The sequence below is a fragment of the Bacteroides sp. CAG:633 genome (genome assembly GCF_000435115.1).
In the GTDB taxonomy this organism is placed as follows: domain Bacteria; phylum Bacteroidota; class Bacteroidia; order Bacteroidales; family Bacteroidaceae; genus Bacteroides; species Bacteroides ndongoniae.
Genome location: NZ_FR883047.1, coordinates 1 through 25,041, shown reverse-complemented (window position 1 = coordinate 25,041; position 25,041 = coordinate 1). Strand labels below are relative to the sequence as shown.

Annotated in this window: 18 protein-coding genes and 1 tRNA gene; 7 read left to right on the top strand and 12 right to left on the bottom strand. The window is 43.1% G+C overall.

The genetic code is table 11. The features are described from left to right. Positions 1-155: 155 nt before the first annotated feature. A complete protein-coding gene (locus QVP67_RS06200; RefSeq protein WP_287641470.1) occupies positions 156-1,490 on the bottom strand; it encodes a tetratricopeptide repeat protein in 1,335 nt (444 codons plus the stop codon). Next, on the bottom strand, positions 1,474-4,062 hold the full coding sequence (gyrA, locus tag QVP67_RS06195; protein ID WP_022162701.1) for a DNA gyrase subunit A: 2,589 nt from the start codon (positions 4,060-4,062) through the stop codon (positions 1,474-1,476). Before gyrA ends, QVP67_RS06200 begins: the two co-directional genes overlap by 17 nt. A gap of 796 nt (positions 4,063-4,858) precedes the next feature. On the opposite strand from gyrA, the gene QVP67_RS06190 reads away from it, so the two are divergent. The 5 genes from QVP67_RS06190 to QVP67_RS06170 all read left to right on the top strand — a co-directional run bounded on the left by QVP67_RS06190 (position 4,859) and on the right by QVP67_RS06170 (position 13,166). Next, complete coding sequence (locus QVP67_RS06190; RefSeq protein ID WP_022162699.1) at positions 4,859-7,393, top strand: ATP-dependent Clp protease ATP-binding subunit; 2,535 nt, start codon at positions 4,859-4,861, stop codon at positions 7,391-7,393. Between the two features lie 109 nt (positions 7,394-7,502). Continuing rightward, a complete protein-coding gene (htpG, locus tag QVP67_RS06185; protein WP_022162698.1) occupies positions 7,503-9,551 on the top strand; it encodes a molecular chaperone HtpG in 2,049 nt (682 codons plus the stop codon). A 299-nt stretch (positions 9,552-9,850) separates the two neighbouring features. Then, positions 9,851-10,606: an exodeoxyribonuclease III gene (locus tag QVP67_RS06180; protein WP_022162697.1), complete on the top strand. Its 756-nt coding sequence runs from the start codon at positions 9,851-9,853 to the stop codon at positions 10,604-10,606. Between the two features lie 116 nt (positions 10,607-10,722). Then, on the top strand, positions 10,723-13,017 hold the full coding sequence (locus QVP67_RS06175; RefSeq protein ID WP_022162696.1) for a patatin-like phospholipase family protein: 2,295 nt from the start codon (positions 10,723-10,725) through the stop codon (positions 13,015-13,017). Positions 13,018-13,092: 75 nt separating this feature from the next. Beyond that, positions 13,093-13,166, top strand: a tRNA-Arg gene (locus QVP67_RS06170). 245 nt (positions 13,167-13,411) lie between these two features. Here the strand turns inward: QVP67_RS06170 and dapA are convergent. Both dapA and ligA read right to left on the bottom strand, forming a co-directional pair. Further along, a complete protein-coding gene (dapA, locus tag QVP67_RS06165; RefSeq protein ID WP_022162695.1) occupies positions 13,412-14,305 on the bottom strand; it encodes a 4-hydroxy-tetrahydrodipicolinate synthase in 894 nt (297 codons plus the stop codon). Positions 14,306-14,402: 97 nt separating this feature from the next. Then, positions 14,403-16,400, bottom strand: a complete 1,998-nt coding sequence (gene ligA, locus QVP67_RS06160) for an NAD-dependent DNA ligase LigA (protein ID WP_288179964.1) — start codon at positions 16,398-16,400, stop codon at positions 14,403-14,405. 112 nt (positions 16,401-16,512) lie between these two features. Between ligA and trmD the strand changes: the two genes are divergently transcribed. Next, the gene (gene trmD / locus QVP67_RS06155) at positions 16,513-17,190 is read left to right on the top strand and encodes a tRNA (guanosine(37)-N1)-methyltransferase TrmD (RefSeq protein ID WP_022162693.1); all 678 of its coding nucleotides are present in this window, start codon (positions 16,513-16,515) and stop codon (positions 17,188-17,190) included. A gap of 113 nt (positions 17,191-17,303) precedes the next feature. Here the strand turns inward: trmD and QVP67_RS06150 are convergent, their stop codons facing one another. The 5 genes from QVP67_RS06150 to QVP67_RS06130 all read right to left on the bottom strand — a co-directional run bounded on the left by QVP67_RS06150 (position 17,304) and on the right by QVP67_RS06130 (position 22,318). After that, complete coding sequence (locus QVP67_RS06150) at positions 17,304-18,215, bottom strand: dihydroorotate dehydrogenase (RefSeq protein ID WP_022162692.1); 912 nt, start codon at positions 18,213-18,215, stop codon at positions 17,304-17,306. Beyond that, a complete protein-coding gene (locus tag QVP67_RS06145; protein WP_022162691.1) occupies positions 18,203-18,979 on the bottom strand; it encodes a dihydroorotate dehydrogenase electron transfer subunit in 777 nt (258 codons plus the stop codon). Before QVP67_RS06145 ends, QVP67_RS06150 begins: the two co-directional genes overlap by 13 nt. A 71-nt stretch (positions 18,980-19,050) precedes the next feature. Continuing rightward, positions 19,051-19,518 (bottom strand): helix-turn-helix domain-containing protein, encoded by a 468-nt coding sequence (locus QVP67_RS06140; RefSeq protein WP_022162690.1) that lies wholly within the window; start codon positions 19,516-19,518, stop codon positions 19,051-19,053. Between the two features lie 988 nt (positions 19,519-20,506). Beyond that, positions 20,507-21,526: a DNA polymerase III subunit delta gene (gene holA, locus QVP67_RS06135; RefSeq protein WP_022162689.1), complete on the bottom strand. Its 1,020-nt coding sequence runs from the start codon at positions 21,524-21,526 to the stop codon at positions 20,507-20,509. A gap of 15 nt (positions 21,527-21,541) precedes the next feature. After that, on the bottom strand, positions 21,542-22,318 hold the full coding sequence (locus QVP67_RS06130) for an AMP nucleosidase (RefSeq protein ID WP_022162688.1): 777 nt from the start codon (positions 22,316-22,318) through the stop codon (positions 21,542-21,544). Between the two features lie 66 nt (positions 22,319-22,384). On the opposite strand from QVP67_RS06130, the gene QVP67_RS06125 reads away from it, so the two are divergent. Beyond that, a complete protein-coding gene (locus QVP67_RS06125) occupies positions 22,385-22,834 on the top strand; it encodes a type I restriction enzyme HsdR N-terminal domain-containing protein (RefSeq protein ID WP_022162687.1) in 450 nt (149 codons plus the stop codon). Here the strand turns inward: QVP67_RS06125 and bla are convergent. From bla to QVP67_RS06110, 3 genes are all read right to left on the bottom strand, one after another. Continuing rightward, positions 22,819-23,718, bottom strand: coding sequence for a class A beta-lactamase, subclass A2 (gene bla / locus QVP67_RS06120; RefSeq protein WP_288179967.1), 900 nt, complete (start codon positions 23,716-23,718; stop codon positions 22,819-22,821). The genes QVP67_RS06125 and bla overlap by 16 nt on opposite strands. Positions 23,719-23,801: 83 nt before the next feature. After that, positions 23,802-24,632 (bottom strand): zinc ribbon domain-containing protein, encoded by an 831-nt coding sequence (locus tag QVP67_RS06115; protein WP_022162685.1) that lies wholly within the window; start codon positions 24,630-24,632, stop codon positions 23,802-23,804. 4 nt (positions 24,633-24,636) lie between these two features. After that, positions 24,637-25,041: Nif3-like dinuclear metal center hexameric protein (locus QVP67_RS06110; protein ID WP_288179963.1), on the bottom strand; the 405-nt coding region annotated here is incomplete at its 5' end.

Below are 25,041 nucleotides of genomic sequence, written 5' to 3'. Positions count from 1 at the left end.
ATATTAAACATAATGCTGATATTAAAGTTTTATATTCCGTGTATAATGTGCCACTTTTAAGTATGTAAATACAAGAATCTAGAGTATTATTAAAAATATAGCCCAAGAAAATATTTCCTGGGCTATATTGTATGATTGTTATTTCAATTCTATGATTACGGCATCATATCTTCGATTTCTTTGAATTCCGGTCCCATATCCAAGTTATAGTATACGCGATACAAACCGTTCAACCATAAGTCTTTTTGGTCGGGTTTCAAAGCTCTTGCTTTTTCGTAGCAAGGTCTTGCTTTCTCATAGAATGTTTTCAGTGTTTCCTGATCTTCTTTGTATTTCGGATCGTTAACATCTGTAGTTGCCTTTTCTGAGAAGTCTTGAGCTTGCAGACAGTAAATCAGACCTAAATTAGAATATGCTTCTGCATAATTAGGATCTACTTCTACTGTCTTTTGGTAGTACTCGATTCCTTTATTCAGGGCATCGCTAGCTTCTTGATCTTTTTTCTGCTCTTTGAGGACATTGTACATATTATGATACAAATACCCTTTTACATACAGATAGAATGTATTATTAGGATCTTTAGCCAACATTTCATCTGCAAATTGCATTGCTTCATCGTACTTGTTATGACTGCTGTAATAATCAATCAAATGGCCGAAAAAGAACGGATGATCAGGATATTTTTGTATACCTTCTTTCAGTGATGTTACCCATTTTACAGTATCTCCTTGAGCTTTCAAAGCTGTAGAAATGAACTCCATAGCATATTTACCTACTTCTTTGTCATCCTGAGCATACGGTGCATATTTCAATACGCTGGGATAATCTTCGTTCTTTGTTGCAGCCAAACTTGCATAATATGCGATTTGCGGCAGAACGGTATCTGTCTGAAGAAGGTTTTCTTTTTCAAACATCGGACTAGCTGCAATATCAATATAGGTAGCAAAGAAATCTAATGCTTTTTGATTGTATTCCTTTGCTTCAGCTCCTTCTTTTCCTGTTGCCATGTTGAAGTATTGAATACCACCATTGATCAGGTTGTTTCTTTCAGTCAACATAGTAGCGGCATTCGATTTTCTATACTTGTTCTTGATCTTTCCTTTTTCGTTAGGAATCTGAGCAAGTTCGTCGCATTTGAAGAAGTATCTGCACATATTCAATGCGCTATTATAGATTTGGAGTGTGTCGTATGGCTTTCTCAAATAGGCATTCTCCATTTCTTTTTCACTTCTCCGGCGTTGGATGAATCCAGCAACGTTCCATGTTTCGGGATCGTCTTTGGTTTCCGGATTGGTCAAAGCTCCCTGAATCAGCTGTTCAGCTTTAGCAAAATCGGGGTTTGTTCCATTAGCGATGCTTTTGGCTTCTTTCACGGCTTTTTCCTGTGCGAAAGCTGAGCCAGCGGCAAGCAATAAAACCACTGAAAATAAAACTTTTTTCATGATTGTAGAAAAATTAAAATTAATATTATGTCTATTCTTCATTTTCATCGGTTGTTGGTTCGTTATCGTTTTGCTCCTCCTGAAGATCGTTTTCAAAAAGATCTCCATTATTAGCTATTCCGTTTTCCTCCATATTTTCACCTTCCAGCGTTTCTGCTACGTTGGTTTCTTCACTTTCGGAAGTAACCTTACATACCGAACCTATCTCGTCGTTGCGTTTTTCGAGGTTAATCAGGCGGACTCCTTGTGTGGCACGTCCCATGATACGTACATCGGCGACTTTCAGACGAATAGTGATACCGGATTTGTTGATAATCATCAGGTCGTTTTCATCAGTTACCGACTTGATAGCTACCAGCTTACCAGTCTTTTCGGTGATGTTCAGTGTTTTTACACCTTTTCCTCCACGGTTGGTCTTGCGGTAGTCTTCGATATCGGAGCGCTTGCCGTAACCTTGTTCGGATACTACCATAATGGTTTCTTCTTCCGGGTTCTTGATGCAAATCATACCGATAACTTCGTCCTGGCCGTCTTCATCAAGCGTGATGCCTCGTACGCCAGTAGCTGTACGTCCCATGACTCTGACTGCACTTTCGTGGAAGCGGATGGCACGTCCGTTACGGTTGGCTATGATAATTTCGTTGTTGCCATTGGTCATACGTACTTCGATGACGCGGTCGTCTTCGCGAATAGTGATGGCATTGACACCGTTCTGACGCGGACGCGAATATTGTTCGAGCAACGTCTTCTTGATGACACCTTTCTTGGTGCAGAACAGCACGTAATGACTGTTTATAAACTCCTGATCGTTCAGGTTCTTGACACGCAGGTATGCATTTACCGCATCGTCGGCATCGATATTCAGCAAGTTCTGGATAGCGCGACCCTTGGAATTCTTCGTTCCTTCGGGGATTTCGTACACTTTCAGCCAATAGCATTTACCTTTTTGGGTAAAGAACATCATGGTGTTGTGCATCGTAGCCGGATAGATGTGCTCTACAAAGTCTTCGTCGCGGGTTTCTGTTCCCTTGGAACCTACCCCACCGCGGTTTTGTGCACGGAATTCGCTCAATGGTGTACGTTTGATGTAGCCCAAGTGCGAGATGGTGATAATCATCGAATCATCGGCATAGAAGTCTTCAGGATTGAATTCTTCGGACGAGTAAACGATTTCTGAACGTCGTTCGTCACCGTATTTCTCTTTAACTTCGAGCAATTCATCTTTGATAACTTTGCGGCATAGCTCGTCGTTTACGAGGATTTCTTCCAGATAGGCTATCTGTTTCTTGATTTCTTCGTATTCGGCGTGGAGCTGGTCTTGCATAAGTCCTGTCAGCTGACGCAGACGCATTTCGACGATGGCTCGGCTCTGAATTTCAGTCAGTTGGAAGCGATCCATCAATCCTGTGATGGCATCAGCCGGGGTTTTGGCAGCACGGATAATGCGGATTACTTCGTCGATGTTGTCCGAAGCAATGATCAGGCCTTCCAGGATGTGTGCGCGTTCTTTGGCTTTGCGCAGGTCGTATTGTGTACGGCGTATAACTACCTCGTGGCGATGCTCGATGAAGTACTTGATAAGGTCTTTCAGGTTGAGCAGGCGCGGGCGTCCGTGAACAAGTGCTACGTTGTTTACTCCGAACGAGGTCTGCAGCTGAGTCATCTTGTACAACTTGTTCAGTACTACGCTGGCATTGGCGTCGCGTTTCACATCGATAACGATGCGCATACCTTCGCGGTCGGATTCGTCGTTGGCGTTGGAGATGCCGTCTATTTTCTTTTCGTTGGCCAGGTCGGCTATCGATTTGATGAGTTCGGCTTTGTTTACTCCGTAAGGAATTTCGGTTACAACGATTTTATCGTGAGTCGAGCCGGTTTCTATTTCAGCTTTGGCACGCATAACTACGCGTCCGCGTCCGGTTAAGTAGGCTTCGCGTACGCCGCTCATGCCGTAGATGTATCCGCCAGTAGGGAAATCGGGGGCTTTGACGTAGTTCATCAGCTCTTCGATTTCGATGTCGTTGTTGTCAATGTAAGCCACGCAAGCATCGATTACTTCCGACAGGTTGTGGGTAGGCATATTGGTTGCCATACCTACGGCGATACCCGACGCACCATTCACCAGCAAGTTAGGAATGCGTGTAGGCATGACGGTGGGTTCCTGCAAGGAGTCGTCGAAGTTGTTCTGCATATCGACAGTTTCCTTGTCGATGTCCTGCATCATGTCTTCGCCGATCTTCTGAAGACGGCATTCGGTGTAACGCATAGCTGCTGCGCTGTCGCCGTCTACCGAACCGTAGTTTCCTTGTCCGTCTACCAGCATGTAGCGCATGGCCCACGGCTGTGCCATACGGACGAGTGCTCCGTATACGGACGAGTCACCGTGTGGGTGATACTTTCCTAATACTTCGCCCACGACTCTGGCCGATTTCTTATAAGGTTTGTCTGATGTATTTCCTAATCCCATCATACCGAAAAGAATTCTTCGGTGAACGGGCTTAAAACCGTCTCTAACATCCGGAAGGGCACGCGAAACAATGACCGACATGGAGTAGTCAATGTACGATGACTTCATTTCCTCCTCGATGTTAATCTTTATAATTCTGTCTTGTTCAAGCATTTAAAAAGATTATTAATTATACATTGCGTGGTTTGTGAAAAACCACGCTAAAGTACTGCTTTTTTACGACATACGAAAACATTTCGAAAAGAAAGTTTCGGCGAGAAAGTTGGCAGGAAGCAAGCGGAGTGAATATTACTATATAAATAAAGGTATACTCCCCTCTTCGAAAAAGGGATCTGTCCGTTAGCAAAATGACACTTTGCTTTTCTGACTGCCTGAGAATCGCGTATTTCGGACGGATGTCGGGAGTGATGGAAAAAAATGAAGCGGTAAACGTCTTACTATCTTGTATTCAGTGGAATAGCGAAATGTTTACATTTGAAATAGAAGAGAATTAGACCGAAAACGGTGTTTTCGGAGGGTTTTCTTATTCGTTTGAGGGTTTTCTTCCCTCTTTTGCTCGACGAAAGTGCCTCTTTGCGGTGAGAAAGTCGATGTTTGGGTGCGCCAAAAGCAATGTTTTTCTGTCCGAAAAGTAATGTTATCCTTTGCAAGAAGCAATCTGAAGCCGGCTTACATACGTTTTTCTCCTCTGCGAGGATGCTTTTCCTCTTCTTTTTCATTCTATTTGGCGAGTTATGAATAATACTCATGATGGCTAAAGTAGAAAATCTGTGCCTAAATGAAACCGATTCTTTCGTTTTGGTGACACCTTGTCTGGTGGTTCTCCGTGAGACTGTTTGTCACACAATTCTTGGCATGAGATTTGTAGAATATTAAGCAACGGCGATGTGCACACGCTAAAAATGTGTATCTTTGTCCCGGATATAACCTAATATAAAGGAGATAATCAATGAACAGTCAATTTTCACAAAGAGTTTCAGACGTACTGACTTATAGCAAAGAAGAAGCCAATCGGCTGGGAAACAGCATCATCGGACCCGAACATCTGCTGCTCGGCATCTTGCGTGATGGCGGCGGAAAAGCTGTAGAAGTGCTGGAGAAACTCGATGCAAATCTGAATCAAATCAAGAAGCGTCTCGAAGACGAACTGAGAGATGCCGAAGACGATAATTTGCTGTCCGAAGGCGATATGTCCTTTTCGCCCACAGCAACACGCATACTTAAGATGAGTATGCTCGAAGCCCGTCTGCTGAAAAGCGAACAGGCCGATACGGAGCACTTGTTGCTGGCTATCCTGAAAGACGAGAGCAACATGGCTGCGACGGTGCTTAATGACGACTATGTAAGCTATCAGTCTGTATACGAAGTGCTTACTAAGAAGTCGACCAACCCTAATGCGGGTATGGGCTTTACCGAAGACGACGATGATGAGGAAGAAATGGACATGCCCCGTTCCGGACAAGACAACGGTCGCAATGCAGGTAGTTCGTCGTCGACGGCGCAAACCACGGCACGTAAATCAGCTAACGATACTCCCGTACTCGATAATTTTGGTACGGACATTACCCGTGCTGCCGCCGAAGGCAAACTCGATCCTGTCGTAGGTCGTGAGCGCGAGATTGAACGTTTGGCCCAGATTTTAAGCCGTCGTAAGAAAAACAATCCCGTGCTGATAGGCGAGCCAGGTGTGGGCAAGTCGGCCATTGTCGAAGGTCTGGCGTTGCGCATCAATCAGAAGAAGGTGTCGCGTGTCCTCTTCGATAAGCGTGTCGTTATGCTCGACATGTCTAGCGTGGTGGCCGGTACCAAATACCGCGGTCAGTTTGAAGAACGCATCCGTTCCATTATCAACGAGTTGCAGAAGAATCCGGATGTCATCCTCTTCATCGACGAGATCCACACCATTGTCGGTGCGGGAGCTGCCGCAGGAAGCATGGATGCCGCCAATATGCTGAAGCCGGCACTGGCTCGTGGCGAGATACAGTGCATCGGCGCTACTACGTTGGACGAATACCGCAAGAGCATCGAGAAAGACGGAGCTTTGGAGCGTCGTTTCCAGAAAGTGATGGTAGAGCCTACCACAGCCGAGGAAACCCTTCAGATATTGAAGAACATCAAGGATAAGTACGAAGACCATCACAACGTCACTTATACAGACGAAGCCCTGGAAGCATGTGTCAAGTTGACAGCCCGCTATATCAGCGACCGCAATTTCCCTGACAAGGCCATCGATGCCCTCGATGAAGCCGGTTCGCGTGTGCATCTGACCAATATCAACGCTCCCAAGGAGATTGAAGAACAGGAAAAACTGATAGAAGAAGCCCGCATACAGAAAGGCGAAGCCGTGAAGTCGCAGAACTTTGAGCTGGCTGCCAGCTATCGCGATCGCGAGAAAGAGCTTTCGGCTCAACTGGAGTCGATGAAAGCCGACTGGGAAGCTCATCTGAAAGATCACCGTCAGACAGTGGGCGAAGAAGAGATAGCCAACGTCGTGTCAATGATGTCGGGCGTGCCCGTGCAACGTATGGCGCAGGCCGAAGGATTGAAACTGGCTGGTATGAAGGAAGCTCTTCAGTCGAAAGTCATTGCGCAAGACGTCGCCATCGATAAACTGGTGAAGGCTATCCTGCGTAGCCGTGTAGGCCTGAAAGATCCTAACCGTCCCATTGGTACCTTCATGTTCCTGGGGCCTACAGGTGTGGGTAAAACTCACTTGGCTAAGCAGTTGGCACGTTATATGTTCGGCTCGGACGATGCACTGATACGTATCGACATGAGCGAGTATATGGAGAAGTATACCGTGTCGCGCATGATTGGTGCCGCTCCCGGATATGTAGGCTACGAGGAAGGCGGACAGCTGACCGAAAAGGTGCGCCGCAAACCCTACTCCATCATCCTGCTGGATGAAATCGAGAAGGCACATCCTGATGTGTTCAATATTCTGTTGCAAGTGCTCGACGAAGGGCGCTTGACCGATAACGTAGGCCGTACGATCGACTTCAAGAATACCGTTATCATCCTGACTTCCAACATTGGAACCCGTCAGCTGAAGGAGTTTGGCCGTGGTGTCGGATTTGCCGCACAGAATCGTACTGACGATAAGGAATACTCACGTGGCGTTATTCAGAAGGCGTTGAACAAAACCTTCTCGCCCGAGTTCCTGAACCGTCTCGACGAAATTATAACCTTCGACCAACTGTCGCTCGATGCCATCACACGCATCGTAGACATTGAGCTGAAGGGTCTCTACGAACGGTTGGAAGCCATTGGATACCATCTTGACGTGGACGACGAAGCCAAGAAATTCCTGGCCAAGAAAGGCTACGACGTACAGTTCGGAGCTCGTCCGTTGAAGCGTGCCATCCAGACTTATCTGGAAGACGGCTTGTCCGAGCTGATTGTTTCGGGCGAAGCACAGGCTGGTGATACTATCCGTGTCACATGGGATGCCGACAAAGATGAGCTGAAGATGCAAAAGGCTTGACAGAATTTCTATCTCATACAGACAAAATGTCAGTTCCTTCGGGGCTGGCATTTTTTTTGTTTTCATTTGGACAAAGAATAAAAAGTAAAACCTAAAATATCCTATTATTATGCAGAAAGGAAACATTGGGGTAACAACCGAAAACATATTCCCCGTTATTAAAAAGTTCTTGTACAGCGATCACGAGATATTCTTGCGTGAATTAGTATCCAATGCGGTAGATGCTACCCAAAAGCTGAAAACCCTCGCATCCATCGGCGAGTATAAAGGCGAACTGGGCGATTTGACCATTCACGTCACACTGGGTAAAGATACTATTACCGTGTCCGACCGTGGCTTGGGACTTACTGCCGAAGAGATAGACAAATACATCAATCAGATAGCCTTTTCAGGAGCCAACGACTTCTTAGAGAAATATAAGAATGATGCCAATGCCATCATCGGCCATTTCGGATTGGGTTTCTATTCAGCTTTCATGGTAGCCAAGAAGGTCGAAATCATCACCAAGTCGTGCAAGGAAGGAGCTCAGGCAGTGAAGTGGACTTGCGACGGAAGTCCTGAGTTTACCATCGAAGATTGCGACAAGTCCGACCGTGGTACCGACATCGTGCTCTATATCGACGATGATTGCAAGGAATTCCTCGAAGAGTCACGCATCTCCACCCTGCTGAAGAAATACTGTAGCTTCTTGCCCGTACCCGTTGCTTTTGGCAAAAAGAAAGAATGGAAAGACGGCAAGCAGGTAGAAACAGCCGAGGATAACATTATCAACGAGACCACTCCGCTGTGGACGCGTAAGCCCAGCGAACTGAAGGACGAAGATTATAAGGCGTTCTATCGCGATCTTTATCCGATGTCCGATGAACCGTTGTTCTGGATTCACCTGAATGTAGACTATCCGTTCCATCTGACCGGTGTGCTCTACTTCCCGAAGGTAAAGAGCAATATCGAACTGACTAAGAATAAGATACAGCTCTATTGCAATCAGGTGTATGTAACCGATTCTGTCGAAGGCATCGTGCCCGACTTCCTGACGCTGCTTCATGGTGTGCTCGATTCGCCTGATATTCCGTTGAACGTATCTCGTTCGTATCTGCAGAGTGATTCCAATGTGAAGAAGATCTCTACCTATATTACTAAGAAGGTATCCGACCGTCTGCAATCTATCTTCAAGAACGACCGTAAGCAGTTTGAAGAAAAGTGGAACGACCTGAAGATTTTCATCAACTACGGTATGCTGACTCAGGAAGATTTCTACGACAGAGCCAAGGATTTCGCCCTTTTCATCGACACCGACTCCAAGTACTATACGTTCGATGAGTATAAGACGCTGATCAAGGATAATCAGACAGACAAGGACGGCAATCTGATCTATCTGTATGCCAACAACAAGGACGAGCAATACAGCTACATTGAAGCCGCTAAGAACAAAGGTTATAATGTGCTGCTGATGGACGGTCAGTTGGACATTGCTGTAGTAGGTATGCTGGAACAAAAGCTGGAAAAAGCACGCTTCACCCGTGTAGACAGTGACGTGGTTGACAATCTGATTGTGAAGGAAGACAAGAAAGCCGAAGTGCTCGAAGGAGCTAAGCAGGAGGCTCTTGCACACTTGTTCAAGAGTCAGCTGCCTACGATTGAGAAGGCAGACTTCCACGTTTCCGCTCAGGCTTTGGGCGAAAATGTAGCACCGGTGATGATCACACAGAGTGAATACATGCGCCGTATGAAGGAAATGGCTAATATCCAGGCCGGAATGAGCTTCTATGGAGAAATGCCAGACATGTTCAATCTGGTGCTCAATGCTGATCATCCGCTGGTTAAGGAAGTGTTGGCTGGTGAAGAAGCTGCCTGTGGTGCAGAAATCGCTCCGGTTCAGAAGGAAATGGACGAAGTTCATAACCGCCGGACAGAGTTGAAGAAAGCTCAGGAAGGTAAGAAGGACGAGGAAATTCCTACAGCAGAGAAAGACGAAGTGAACGAACTCGATAAAAAGTGGGAAGAACTGAAGAAGCAGAAAGAGAACATCTGGGCCGGATATGCTTCAACGAACAAAGTTATCCGCCAGCTTATCGATTTGGCTTTGCTTCAGAATGGTATGCTGAAAGGTGCTTCGCTGAACGACTTTGTCAAGAGAAGCCTGGAACTCATTAAGTAATCATTCTTTTTCTACCAGATATATGGAGGATGTGTTTCCTATGGAAATGCATCCTCTTTTTTTGTGTATGGAGTTTGCTGCTCATACCAGTGGAAAATATGGTCTACAGATCTCCTTTTGTGCGCTTTATTGAAAAACGTGGTTGTATAGTTTTGAGTGTTATCAGAGTTTTTTATATGTTTGTATATGATTTGCCGGATGTTGCGTATCTGTTTGTAGGTAAGGTTTTCCGGATGCATCCTGAAACAGTCGGACTATCGGTATGAAAGAATGTATGAATAACTATAAATTTGTTGTATATGAAGTTTATATCATGGAATGTAAACGGGCTGCGTGCCTGTAACGATAAAGGGTTTGGAGATGCTTTCAAGCGGTTGGATGCCGATTTCTTCTGTCTGCAGGAAACCAAAATGCAGGAAGGACAATTGGACTTGCAGTTCGAGGGCTATACTTCCTATTGGAATTATGCAGAAAAGAAAGGCTATTCGGGAACGGCGATCTTTACCCGCCATACTCCGATACAGGTTACGAAAGGCATTGATATTGAGCATCATGACAAGGAAGGACGTGTCATCACGCTTGAAATGCCCGATTTTTATCTGGTTACCGTGTATACTCCCAATTCGCAGGACGAACTCCGGCGGCTTGATTATCGTATGACGTGGGAAGATGATTTCCGGAATTACCTTCTTTCGCTTGATGCCCGTAAGCCGGTTGTCGTATGTGGTGATTTGAATGTGGCCCACAAGGAAATAGACCTTAAAAATCCGAAGACCAATCGCCGCAATGCAGGTTTCACTGACGAAGAACGGGAAAAATTTTCCGTTTTGCTGGAATCTGGTTTTACCGATACGTTCCGCTATTTCTATCCGGAGCAAAAAGATATCTATTCGTGGTGGTCTTACCGTTTTCGTGCCCGTGAAAAGAATGCGGGGTGGCGTATTGACTATTTTCTGACTTCCAACCGTCTGCAACCGTTGCTGAAAGATGCAAAAATACATACCGATATATATGGTTCCGATCATTGTCCGGTAGAAGTTGATATTGATTTTTAGTATCTTTTTTCGGGTGCATTGCTAAAAAGCGCGATGAAATCGTGCTTTTTAGTAGACTATTTTTTATATTTGAGCATTAATCTCATATCTATGAACTCATTAGTCGGTTGTAAACCATGAAAAGATATTTGTTGCTTTTGGTATTGGCATTGTGCTGTTTTCACATAGCGCAGGCTCAGAAAGTTGGGCTTGTATTAAGTGGTGGTGGTGCTAAAGGCATGACTCATATCGGTATTATCCGAGCTTTGGAAGAAAACAATATTCCCATCGACTATATCGCAGGAACTTCCATGGGAGCTATTGTCGGTTCTTTGTATGCCATGGGATATTCGCCCGATGACATGGAGGCGCTTTTGCGTTCTCCCGACTTTAAACGCTGGTATTCCGGGCAGGTGGAACCTCAGTATGAATATTATTTTAAGAAAGGACGGCCTACGCCGGAGTTTCTTAATATCCGTTTTGCTTTTAGGGATTCATTGCGTGCCAAGTCGTTAAGACTGCCTACCAGTATGGTCAATCCTATACAGATGAACTTGGTCTTCGTAGAGCTTTTTGCACGTTCTACGGCGGCGTGTCATGGCAATTTTGACGATTTGTTTGTTCCTTTCCGCTGTATAGCTTCCGATGTATACAATAAGAAGCCTCTGGTGATGCGTAAGGGAGATCTGGGCGATGCAGTCAGGGCCTCTATGAGTTTTCCGTTTGTGTTCAAACCGATCGAAATAGACAGCATACTGGCTTATGATGGAGGTATTTATAATAATTTCCCTACAGATGTGATGCGTGAGGATTTCCATCCTGATGTGATCATCGGCAGCGTGGTAGCTGCGAATCCCAGCAAACCGAATGAAAACGATCTGATGAGCCAGATTGAAAATATGGTGATGCAAAAGACCGACTATTCCATTCCGGATTCGTTGGGCATAGTGATGACCTTCAAATACGATGATGTCAGTTTGCTGGACTTTGACCGCTTGGACGAGTTGCACGATATCGGTTATAACCGTACGATGAGTATCATGGACTCCATAAAAAGCCGTGTTCATCGACGGGTAAATGCAGACAACGTGCGTCTGCGGCGAATGGTATATCGGAGTAATCTTCCGCAATTTCGGTTCCGTGACATTTATATTGAGGGTGCTAATGAGCAGCAACAGGCTTATATAAAAAAGGAATTTCATGACGATCCTCATGAAGTGTTTACTTATGAGGATTTGAAACGGGGATATTTCCGCTTGTTGGCCGATAACATGATTTCGGAAATCATTCCTCATGCGGTTTATGACCCGCAAACCGACCTTTATTCCCTCCGGTTAAAGGTAAAGATGGAAGATAACTTTTCGGTGCGCATTGGTGGAAGCGTATCTACTACCAGTTCCAATCAGATTTATTTGGGAGTGGGTTATCAGAACTTGAATTATTATTCGAAGGAAGTGACGATTGACGGGCAGATAGGAAAAATCTACAATAATGCCCAGTTTATGGCTCGGTTCGATTTGCCGACACGTGTGCCTACTTCTTACCGTCTGATCGGTTCGATCAGTACATTTGATTATTATAAAAAGGATAAACTGTTTTCGAGGCACGATATTCCTTCGTTTAATTCGAAAGACGAGCGTTTCCTGAAACTGATGGTTTCCTTGCCCTTTCTTGCCAACAAACGGGCTGAATTTAGCTTTGGAATAGGAAAACTGGAGGATAATTACTTCCAGTCGAATGTGATCGATTTTGAGAAGGATCGTTCGGATCAAAGTGTGTATCGTTTGTTGGGAGGGGCCATAGGCTTTTATGGGAGTACGCTTAATGCCAGGCAATATGCTACGAAAGGCTATTATGAAAAACTGATTGCACAGATTTTCACCGGAAAGGAAAAGTTTATTCCTGGAAATTCTCCGGAAACGGCTACGTGGAAAGAAAGGCAGTCGTGGCTTCAGATTTCTTATATGAAAGAAGCCTACCATACCATGAGCCCGAAGTTTACCTTAGGCTGGATGGCCGAGGCTGTTTATTCTTCGAAGAATTTTTCGGAGAATTATACGGCCACCATGATGCAGGCATGCGATTTTTCGCCTACTCCACACAGCGAATTGATGTATAACGAAGCTTTTCGCGCCAATCAGTACATAGCGGCAGGTATTAAGCCGATATATGTATTGAATGATATGTTTCAGGTTCGCACCGAATTTTATGGATTTGTGCCAATTTTCCCCATTAAGAAGAACTCTTTTAATAAGGCATATTATGGAAAAGTATTCAGTCGCTTCGAATATTTGGGAGAATTGTCCGTCGTATGCCATTTGCCCTTTGGAGCTATCTCAGCATACGTAAATCACTATAGTTCACCGAGAAAGGAGTGGAATGTAGGTATTACGTTAGGATGGCAGTTATTCAATTATAGGTTTATTGAATGATTTTTTTCAAAAAAAATAGGAGATTTGTTTGCTAATTCAAAAATATGCTGTATCTTTGCACCCGTTAAACAAAGAGGCCGCGTAGCTCAACTGAATAGAGTAGCTGACTACGGATCAGCCGGTTACAGGTTTGAATCCTGTCGCGATCACAGAGAACCCCTGCAAGAGATTTGTCGGGGTTTTTTGTTTATATCCACAGGTCCTCACTTATGCGTGATTTATTTCCTAGTTAGCTAATATTTTTTTCCTAACTGGGAAAAAATATTTTCCTAACTGGGCAGAATTTGCTGGACTATTTGTTTGAGGATTATGAGGTGAGATAAAATAAAAAATGGAGTAGAAAGCTATCCACATTCTTTCTACTCCATTTTTTGTTTTCTTTGCTATTGTGATATCAGCATTTGATGTTTAACTCATTCAAGATGTTGCGTATGGCTTCGAACGTGGTGATTCGCGTTGGAACTAGCGGGAGACGCAATTTGTTTTCGATCATGCCCATGGCGTTTAGCATCGCTTTTACTCCTGCAGGATTGCCGTCGACGAACAATAACTTGAAAAGTTCGGCAAATTTATGATGAATCGTCAGTGCATTGGCATAATCACCCTGCAAGGCCAGGCGTACCATGCGGCTGAATTCGCGCGGAAAGGCATTTCCGATGACCGATATGATGCCGACAGCCCCTAAGGTGATCAGTGGGAAGGTCATGCCGTCATCGCCCGAAATAACGTCAAAATTTGCGGGTTTGTTCTTGATGATGTCGTCCATTTGGGTGATGTCGCCCGAAGCTTCTTTTATGGCGATGACATTCTTGAAATCGCGTGCAATGCGCAAAGTCGTTTCGGCTTTCATGTTGACCCCTGTACGTCCGGGTACGTTATAAAGTACAATCGGGAGCTCTGTAGCTTCGGCGATGGCTTTATAATGCTGATATATGCCTTCCTGCGATGGCTTGTTGTAGTATGGTACCACAGACAAAATAGCATCTACACCTGTAAAATCGTCGTTTTTCAACGTTTCTACCACGGCGCGTGTATTATTTCCGCCTACTCCCAGCAAGATTGGGATTCGGCCGTTCACGCGTTCGATGACTTTTTTCTTAATGGTTCTTTTTTCGTCTTCGGTCAGCGTGGGAGTTTCAGCCGTTGTGCCGAGTACGCACAGAAAATCGGCATTGTTTTGCAGCAAGTAATCTACCATACGCATCAGTGCGTCGTAGTCTACGCTTTCATCCTCTTTGAACGGAGTAATCAGTGCTACTCCCATTCCTTTCAATCTTGTCTGTATCATGAGTTTTATAAGTATGTCTTAATGATTCGCAAAAGTACGATTTTTTTCGATTTAGCCTACAAATATAACCATTAAAAAAGTTTTCACTAGAAAAATGTTAGGAAATAAGTTCCAAAAACTCGTCTTCGTTCATTATCTTTATACCTAGTTTCTGGGCTTTTTCGAGTTTGGCAGGCCCCATATTGTCGCCAGCCAGGATGAAAGAAGTCTTTGAAGAGATGCTTCCGGAATTTTTTCCTCCGTTTTTCTCGATCAGGGCTTTGTATTCATCGCGCGAGTGATGCTGGAATACTCCGCTGATTACGATGGATTGACCGCTCAGCTTATCGGTATATCCGCTCAGATCTTCTTCGCTTCTCGAAAACTGAAGTCCGGCCTCTTTCAGCCGTTCTACCAGCTGCCGGTTCGAAGCGTTGGCAAAGTAGCTGACGATGCTTTGCGCTATTTTTTCTCCGATTTCATCGATATTTGTCAGAGTGGCCATATCGGCTTGTTCCAGTTCTTCGATATTGGCAAACGACTTGGCAATTTTTTTGGCTACGGTTTCGCCGACAAATCGGATACCCAAAGCGAAAAGTACCCTTTCGAAAGGCACCTCTTTACTGCTGGCAATTCCTTTGATTATGTTATCGGCAGACTTTTCTCCCATTCGTTCCAGGTCTTTTATGTCGTCGGCTGTAAGTGTATACAGGTCGGCAGCATTCGCTATCAGTCCTTTACGATAGAACATGTCTACTGTTTCAGGTCCCAGTCCGTCAATATTCATGGCCCGACGGCTGATGAAATGCTCTATTTTTCCTTTGATTTGTGGAGGACATGCCGTTTCGTTCGGGCAGTAATGGGCGGCCTCTCCTTCGTAGCGTATCAGCTGGCTTCCACACTCCGGACAGCGGGTAATGAATTTAACCTTTTCGCCTATCAGCATAGTACGGGCTTCTTTGTCTACTCCGGTTATTTTAGGGATGATTTCTCCTCCTTTTTCTACATAGACCATGTCGCCTATGTGCAGGTCCAGGCCTTCGATGATGTCAGCGTTGTGGAGAGAGGCACGTTTGACGATGGTACCGGACAGCTGAACGGGGTCCAGGTTGGCAACAGGAGTGATGGCTCCGGTTCTTCCTACCTGATAAGTCACTTTGTTCAGTCGGGTCAGGGCACGCTCTGCCTGAAATTTGTATGCAATGGCCCACCGGGGTGACTTGGCGGTATATCCCAAGTTCTTTTGCTGTCTCAGACTGTTTACTTTCAGCACAATGCCGTCTGTCGCTACGGGCAGGTTTTTACGTTCCGTATCCCAATAGTTGATATAGTCCATAACCTCTTGTAAGGTATGTGCTTTTTTCATGTGTTCCGATATCTTGAACCCCCATTGCGCGGCAGTTTGCAGGTTTTCGTAATGCCCGTCGCACGGCAGATTCTCGCCAAGCAGGTAATATAAGTACGAATCGAGTTTGCGCGAGGCTACGATAGCGGAGTTTTGTAGTTTTAAAGTGCCCGAAGCCGCATTTCTCGGATTGGCAAAGAGCGGCTCTTCGCGCGCTTCTTTTTCCCGATTCAGCTCTTCAAAAACAACCCAAGGCATCAATATCTCACCTCTGATTTCGAAAGAAGGAGGATAATTGCCGTGTAATACCAGAGGTATACAGCGTATGGTCTTTACATTGTCCGTTACGTCATCTCCTTTTTCTCCGTCTCCCCGGGTGACTGCGCGTATCAGTTTTCCATCCTCGTAAGTCAGCGATATGGAAGTGCCGTCATATTTAAGTTCGCAGCAGATCTCGAAATCTTCGTTCAGGGCTTTCTTAACCCGTTCGTAGAATTCGGCAACTTCGCTTTCCGAATAGGTGTTCCCCAAAGAAAGCATAGGGTATTTGTGGGCTACCTGGGTAAAGTTTTTGTTGATGTCGCTTCCGACGCGCATGGTGGGAGAATTTTCATCCTGATATTCAGGGTGTTCTTTCTCAAGATCCTGTAATTCGCGCATCATGTCGTCGAATTGTTTATCTGATATTTCGGGAGCGTTCAGCACGTAGTAATTATAATTGTGCCTGTGCAGCTCGGCACGCAATTCCTCTATTCTTTCTTTTATATTCATAATATATCTGGTTCGATTGTCTGAATGCAAAAATAGCGGTTTCTCTGCGAATATTCTTACTTTTGTTGCGTGAAAATAGAACTTGCTGTATTTTTGCAAAAAATCAAGTAATATGCGTATAGACATTATCACAGTTCTGCCGGAAATGATTGAAGGATTCTTCAATTGTTCGATTATGAAGCGTGCTCAGAACAAGGGACTCGCGGAAATATGTATTCATAATCTGCGTGATTATACTGAAGACAAATATCGCCGTGTGGATGATTATCCTTTCGGAGGATTTGCTGGAATGGTTATGAAGATAGAGCCTATTGAGCGTTGCATCAACAGCCTGAAAGCAGAACGAAACTATGATGAAGTAATATTTACCACCCCGGATGGGGAAAAGTTTTGTCAGCCTATGGCTAATACGCTGTCGCTGGCGCAAAACCTCATTATCCTTTGCGGTCACTTTAAGGGCATCGACTATCGTATCCGCGAGCACCTTATTACGAAGGAGGTCAGCATAGGAGATTATGTGCTTACCGGAGGCGAACTGGCTGCGGCTGTTATGGCCGATGCGATTGTGCGTATTATTCCCGGTGTTATATCAGACGAACAATCTGCTCTGTCCGATTCGTTTCAGGACAATTTGCTGGCTGCGCCTGTGTATACTCGCCCTGCTGATTATAAAGGATGGAAGGTTCCTGAAATTTTACTTTCGGGCCATGAGGCTAAAATAAAGGAATGGGAGCTGCAACAGTCCTTGGAACGTACCAGAAGACTTCGTCCTGACTTGTTGGGGGAATAGAGAATCAACCTGGAAACAGAAATAAAAGTTGTATGAAAACAAGAAAAGAGGACTTTCGTTGAAATGTCCTCTTTTCTTGTTTTTGTATGCGAAGGATGTGCTGTTGTAATCTATTACACCTCAAGCGCACCGATAATATCGCGTACGGAACTGAATTTATGTCTTTCCAAGTAGTCGTTGATACCTTCGGCAACTTTGATGGTGACAGTAGGATCAATGAAGTTTGCAGTACCGATTTGTATAGCAGAAGCTCCAGCCAGCATAAATTCTACAGCGTCTTTCCAGTTCATGATTCCTCCTAAACCAATGACAGGTATTTTTACTGCTTTAGCAACTTGCCATACCATGCGCAGGGCAATGGGTTTGACTGCTGCTCCTGACATACCGCCTGTAATGGTAGAGAGTATGGGGCGTCTTTTTTCGGCATCGATAGCCATTCCAAGCAGAGTATTGATCAATGAAACGCTGTCGGCACCTGCTCCTTCGGCAGCTCGGGCTATTTCAGTAATGTCGGTGACATTGGGAGACAGTTTCACAATAAGCGTTTTTTTATAGACCGAGCGTACGGCTTTTACCACCTCTTCAGCGCCTTTGCTTGTTACGCCAAAAGACATTCCTCCTTGTTTTACGTTCGGGCAGGAGATGTTTAATTCAATGGCAGGAATTTTGTCAAGTTCGTTAATGATAGAAGCGGTTTCGGCATAATCTTCGACAGTTGCTCCCGACACATTAACAATCATATTGGTCTGGATATCTTTTATTCTGGGATAGATGTGTTCAACAAAGTAATGGACACCCTTATTTTGCAGTCCCACAGCGTTTAACATGCCTGAAGGGGTTTCTGCCATACGGGGATATGGGTTTCCTTCACGTTTGTGAAGAGTGGTTCCTTTTACAATAATACCCCCTATTCGCGCTATATCTATAAAGTCTGCAAACTCCTCACCGTATCCAAATGTTCCGGATGCTGTCATTACCGGATTTTTCATTTGTAATTCACCGATATTTACACTTAAATCTGCCATAATAATCTATTTATATTAAAAACCGGACCTTCTTTACATACGCATAAATGCCCTTCTGTGGTGTTTTCTACACAGCACAGGCAGGCGCCTAAACCACAAGCCATCATGTTTTCCAATGAGACTTCGCAGTTGATACCTTTGCTTTTGGCATATTTGGCTACAGCCATCATCATTGGCTTGGGCCCGCAAGTATAAATCTGTTCAAAGTCTATTTGGTTTAAAATGGAATGCTGTGTTACATATCCCTTTTCGCCATGGCTGCCATCTTCTGTAGTGGTATAGACTGGACCGTATTGGGCAAATTGCTCCAGTTGGAGCAGATCTTTACTGCTTCTGGCGCCTAAAAGGAAGGTGGGTTTGTGGCCGTTTTTAGCCAGTTGCTCTCCCAGGTAAAGCATGGGGGCAGTTCCTACACCTCCACCTACCAATAACAGCTTGTCAGAAGCTTTTTGAGGCATTGTGAAGCCATTTCCCAAAGGAAGTACAACATTGATCGTATCACCTGTTTTTGCCTCTCCCAAGCGCTTAGTCCCGTCTCCAACTAATTGAACCAGGAACCATACTTCGTTGCGGGAAGTATCTACATAATTGATGGATATTGGCCGGCGCAAAAAAGTAGTGGGTGATCCGTCTACTCGAATTTCTGCAAATTGCCCAGGGCGCATCTCCGGAAGAGGAGAAGATGAGGTCAATTTTAGTAAAGCGTAATTTGTATGCAGTCTGATGTTTTCTGCTACAATAAGATCTAAAATGTATTTTTTCATATTCAATTAAGAGATATTTATCTTCGTGTGGCAAAGATACGCCAATTTATGGAAATAGGCATTTTTACAGATTATTTTTCGGGTTTGAATATTTCGTAAGTATTATCGTCGAAGAAAATTCTTATTTCCGTTATTTTCTTTGCAGGCTTTTCTTTATAGATAACTTCTTGTCTAACAATGCTATTAGGACTGTTTTGAGGCGTTCCTAATGCGATTTCCTTGCGATTTTCAGTTTTGTCTGTCCCATTGGACGGATTTTCTGCATTCTCAGCAAATAAGGGATAGTCGAAATCCGGGCAACTAGCAGTGGAGGAAGATGAGTCTTTGCTCATTTCTCCATTACCTGTCAGTAGCCACTCTAAATTAATATCGCTATAACGTTGGTGAAGGCGAAGGATAACTTCGGTACTTGGATATTTGTTGCGTTCTCCCAATATGTGTGAAATGGTGGCTTGGGCTACGCCGATACTCTCGGCAAAGGCACCAGCCGTTAATTTCTCACGGTCCATAATCATTTTTAATCGGTCCTTTATGCTCATACCATATATTATTATGAATGTATTTTTGTATTTTATGGATTACAAAGATAAAGTATTAAAATTACAATAGCAAATATATTTTTGTAAATACAGTATTATACATAAGTAATAGAATTATTTCGTTTGTTATATATACGATTGTAATAACCCTGTTTATATATTAATCTTTTAGTTTATAATTCATATATAAATAAATGATATACAGTTGATTATCGTATCGTATTATGGCTTATTTATTCTATTAACTGGTTATTATTATATATCAGCTATATTTTATTTAAATTTTTACGATAGATAATCCTTATAATCAGCTGATTCTATTGATATTGATTTTATTATAGATATGAATGTGTATTCTGTTGACTCATACATATTACATTTATGATTAAACGCTATACTTTTGGAATAGTATGTACGATGATTAAGATTTATGTATTTTGGGAATATTATTTGTAGTATTTAAGTATGATTATAAATGTAATATTCGTGATTTACTTTATTGAATATTACATTTAAAAAGAATCTGTGAAGTTAAATCTTCTCTAATTATGCCAACACCTAGGTTTAAACAAAGAAAATCTGGTTAAACCTAAAATTTGGGGCTTAATTTTACCGGATATTGGATCGGGGTGCAAATTTGTGATTCTAAAAAGCTTTATTTGGCTATAATCTGTTGAAAAACAGAATAATATATCCGATTTCCTATTTATAAATAACTTCGCTTCTAGAAAATAATGGCTTTGAGCATGAATTAATAATAGGAATGAATGGTAGAAGAGGAAAAAGTGAAGTTGCCGTTAATGAATCTTGTGAAAAGTCGGAAAAACCTATTATAAAGAAATAGATCCCCTAAGGGGACTTATAAGTTTTGCCGACTATTCATTTCTTATTTGCAGCTTGCTGATTGTAAGTAGTGCAGATAATATGTAAACGAAAGATGTTACAGACTATTGTTATGGCAAATAAGTATAAGGATATTTTATTCTTATTAGTGTAGTATTTTGAAAATTAATTCTCGAAGAAGCTCACTATCTGTCAATGATGAGTTACCAATTCCTTTTGATTTGGCATCAGTATACCTGATCTCCCCTATGATTTGCATTGTCTTTACGCCACTGTATCGTTTCATGGCAGTTTGGTATTCCCTAGCTTGCCATGGACTTTTCAATCCCAGGAAAGAGGCAATTCCCTGTTCCGATTTTTCTGGTGCATAATAGGCTAGCATGAGGTTTGAATAAAAGCCAAAAAGTAAAGATAAGGTCATCTGTAATGGATTGGTTTTAGGATTTTTCTCAAAATAGTTTATTATCTGATTAGCTTTTAGAACATTCCTTTCTACCAATGCGCTTCGAAGCTCAAAGTTATTATAGTCTTTGCTTATACCTATATTACGCTCAATTTGCTCTGGGGTGACACGGGTCTGCCCTTTAGGGAGTGTAATGATTAATTTTTCCAGTTCTCCTGTCAGCCGACTAAGGTCTGTGCCCACAAAGTCGGCTAACATAGAAGTGGCTTTAGGCTCCAGATCTACCCCTTTACGTTTCATGTAGGAAGTGATAAATGCCGGAAGTTGGGCCTCTTTTAGCTTCTTTGATTCGAACAAGATGCCCACTTTCTCTATTTCAGCAGCTAATTTTTTCCTTCGGTCCAGTACTCCGTGTTTGTGGCACATGACCAGTATGGTGGATCTGAGAGGCTTTTGCAGGTAATAGGAAAGTTCGTCTATATTACGAATCGATTGAGCTTCTTTCACTATAACGACCTGGTGTTCGGACATCATGGGATATCGCTTGGCTGCATTGATGACTGTAGCGATATCTACGTCTGCACCATAAACTACAGAAAGGTTGAATTCCTTTTCCGTATCAGTCAGAACATTGTCCATGATATAATCAGAGATGAGGTCAATATAGTATGCTTCTTCCCCCATCAGATAATAGATAGGACGATACTGTTTTGAGCGTAGTTCTCTTAAAATATCATCACATGTTATCTCTTGTTTTGTCATATAAATGGAGTGGTTTTACCAGTCGAATTTCAGATGTTTTACGGTTTTTTTCTCATCGATAATCATACGTAAAGACTCTATTCCGATGCCTACATGTTCTGCTACGTAGTTCTGGGTTACGAGATTGTCGCTTTTTTCTGTTTTGACACCTTCCGGAATCATAGGCTGATCGGAAACCAGAAGCAGAGCACCAGTAGGAATGTGGTTAGCAAATCCACAGCTGAATAAGGTTGCGGTTTCCATATCGACGGCCATTGCTCTAGTTTTCTTCAGATACTCTTTGAAGGCGTCGTCGTGCTCCCAGATTCGTCGGTTAGTAGTATAAACGGTGCCGGTCCAGTAATCGCGGCCATAGTCACGAATAGCAGATGAAACGGCACGCTGTAGCATAAATGCAGGCAGTGACGGCACTTCTGGAGGAAAATAATCATTGGAGGTACCTTCTCCACGAATTGCGGCAATGGGAAGAATAAGGTCACCAATTTTATTTTTACGGTCAATTCCTCCGCATTTCCCCAAAAACAGGCATGCTTTGGGATGAATAGCACTTAATAAATCCATGATAATTGCCGCATTGGGACTTCCCATTCCAAAGTTTACTATCGTTATGCCTTCAGCTCTTGCTGATATCATATTGGCATCTCTTCCTAAGATTGGTACATTAAACTTTTCGGCAAAGATTTCTACATACTTATTGAAATTAGTCAGCAATATATACTCATCAAAATCTTCCAGACTACGTTTTGTGTAACGAGGTAACCAATTAGCTACAATTTCTTCCTTTGTTTTCATAAGATTTCATTATTTTTGCACCTTCTAATAAGGATGCATCTATTATTAAATTCACAAATGTAGTAAATGTTATCGTTAAATTTGCCAGCATTCGATGCTAAAATTATCGTAAAAGATGGGAAAAAGGCTATTTTCGACATAATACGTCGCCGATATGTAGCATTGACACCAGAAGAATGGGTTCGCCAGCATTTTGTTCACTTCCTGTTGACTTATAAAGGATATCCGCAGGCTTTAATGGCTAATGAAGTACAGTTGCAATTGAATGGGACAAGAAAACGTTGTGATACTGTGCTTTATCGTCGCGATCTTAGTGCACAGATGATTGTAGAATACAAAGCACCGGATGTAGTGATTACACAAGCTGTATTCAATCAGATAACGCGCTACAATATGGTGCTTAAGGTAGATTATCTGGTGGTAAGCAACGGTATACAACATTATTGTTGTCGTATGGATTACGAGCGGAATACTTATACCTTTTTGCAGGACATACCGGATTACCGGTTGCTATAGCGTGTATTCAGTTCGTCGTAAATCAGTCTTGAGATGAATGCAATGATAGAAGCGTTTTCTTGATCGGTTTCGTATGAGTTCATCACAAAGATTGCAATGTAATATTTCACCCCGCAAGGTAGCGTGACGAAGCCTAGATCATTGTCTGCAAGCTTCATTCCGTTTGGGTTCCGATCGGACGAACCGGTCTTATGCCCTACTTGAGTGCAGGGAGGTAATAGGCCTTTTAACTTATCTGTGCCAGTAGTTGTACCCAGCATGATTTCTGTGAGAAACTCTTTGTAATTGTTGGCAAACAGCGTTTTTGTATCTGCAATGAAAAGCAGCCGGGTTGCTTCTGACGGGTAACTCCAATTGTTATAAGGTGCCTTTTCCGGATCCTGATGCATGGTGTTTTCTGTTTCCGAAAGATGGAAATTCTTGATACCCAGCTTTCTTATGTAGCTATCTACTTTTGAGATGCCTCCTGCATAATCTATTAAAATGTCACAGGCGTTGTTGTCACTGAGTGAGACACTGTATTTCAATAAGTCACGTAGTGAGATATTGATGTCTTGATTGGGGTATTTGTCTCGTAAGGGACTATAGGTATTCTTCTGTAGCTGAGACGAGCTGATGTGCAAAATACTATCCAAAGGTGTGCCGGCATGATCCATTTTATCTAAAACGGCCATTGCTATATGAAATTTGAAAACACTAAGGAGCGGATAACGTAAATTGTTGTTATAGAGTAGCGTATCTCCCCTTTCCGTTAGAACGGAGACTCCTACCGTAGCTTTTTTGTTTTTCAGGAAGTCTGAAATTCTGGATTGTAATGTTGTGTTTTGTGCACAGAGAGTTGTTACACTAAACAAATAACTTACTAAAATGAATGTAGTCCTCAGTTTCATGGCGTTTCCTCATGAAAAAAAGTCCGATCTGTCTTTTGCAAAGTAATGCGGACAAATCGGACTTTTTTTATTCTTTTTTAATCAGCGTCAGCTATTTTTCTTCTGCTTCTTGTCGGCTTTTCCTTTACTGGCTCTTCTTTATGTTCAGGGGTTACTCCAGCCAGTTCGGGGTCTATCATGATGCGTCCGCAATATTCACATACAATGACTTTTTTGCGTGAGCGAATATCCAGTTGTCTCTGAGGCGGAATCTTATTGAAGCAACCGCCACATGCGTCACGTTGTACATAGACGATGCCCAGACCGTTGCGTGAATTCTTACGGATTCGTTTGAACGACTGAAGCAGACGAGGCTCTATTTTGGTTTCCAAGTCTTTAGCCTTATCTCTCAGTTTTTCTTCTTCCTGTTTGGTTTCAGAAATAATTTCGTCCAGCTCGTTCTTCTTTACTTCCAGGTCTTTCTTTCTTTCTTCCAGTGTGTTTGAGCTTTCTGCTTCTTCAGCAGTCTTTGCCTGTTCCTGTGCGGTAAACTCTTTGATTCTCTTTTCGCAGAGTTCGATTTCCAGTGTCTGGAATTCAATTTCTTTGGTCAGGAAATCATATTCCCGGTTATTGCGGACATTATCCTGTTGTTCTTTGTATTTTGCAACAGAAGCTTTAGCTGCCTCTATCTCAACTTTTTTGCCTGCTATAGAAGTCTTCAGTTCTGCAATTTCAGATTTAATTCTTTCGATACGAGTACTTAAACCTGCTATTTCATCCTCCAGATCCTGCACTTCTAACGGCAGTTCGCCTCTTAATGTTTTAATTTCGTCGATTTTGGACAAGGTTGTCTGTAGTTGGTACAACGTTTTCAACTTTTGTTCCACGGTCAGTTCTTGTGGATCTTTTTTTGCTTCTTTAGCCATTGCTTTACATGTATTTTATGGGATTTGTATTTACTTTAGTCATCTGTATGTCCAAAGTGGGAAACAAATCCCTGATTATTGTATAAAATATTTCTTTCGTATATTGTTCGCTCTCATAATGCCCTATTTCGGCCAGCAGTATTTCTGTGTCAAGGCCAAAATAGTCATGGTATTTTATTTCACCGGTAATGAAGACATCTGCCTGATTGCGTATGGCATGAGGGATTAAAAAGGATCCCGCACCACCACATAAAGCTACAGTCTGTATTTCCCTTCCTGTCAGTTTATTGTGTTTCAGACATCCCACTTCGAACGTTTTCTTTATTCTTTTCAGGAATTCCAGCTCTGTTTCAGGATGTTCCAGTTCTCCAATCAGACCTGAGCCAGCCTGTCCCCATGAGTTTTGCAG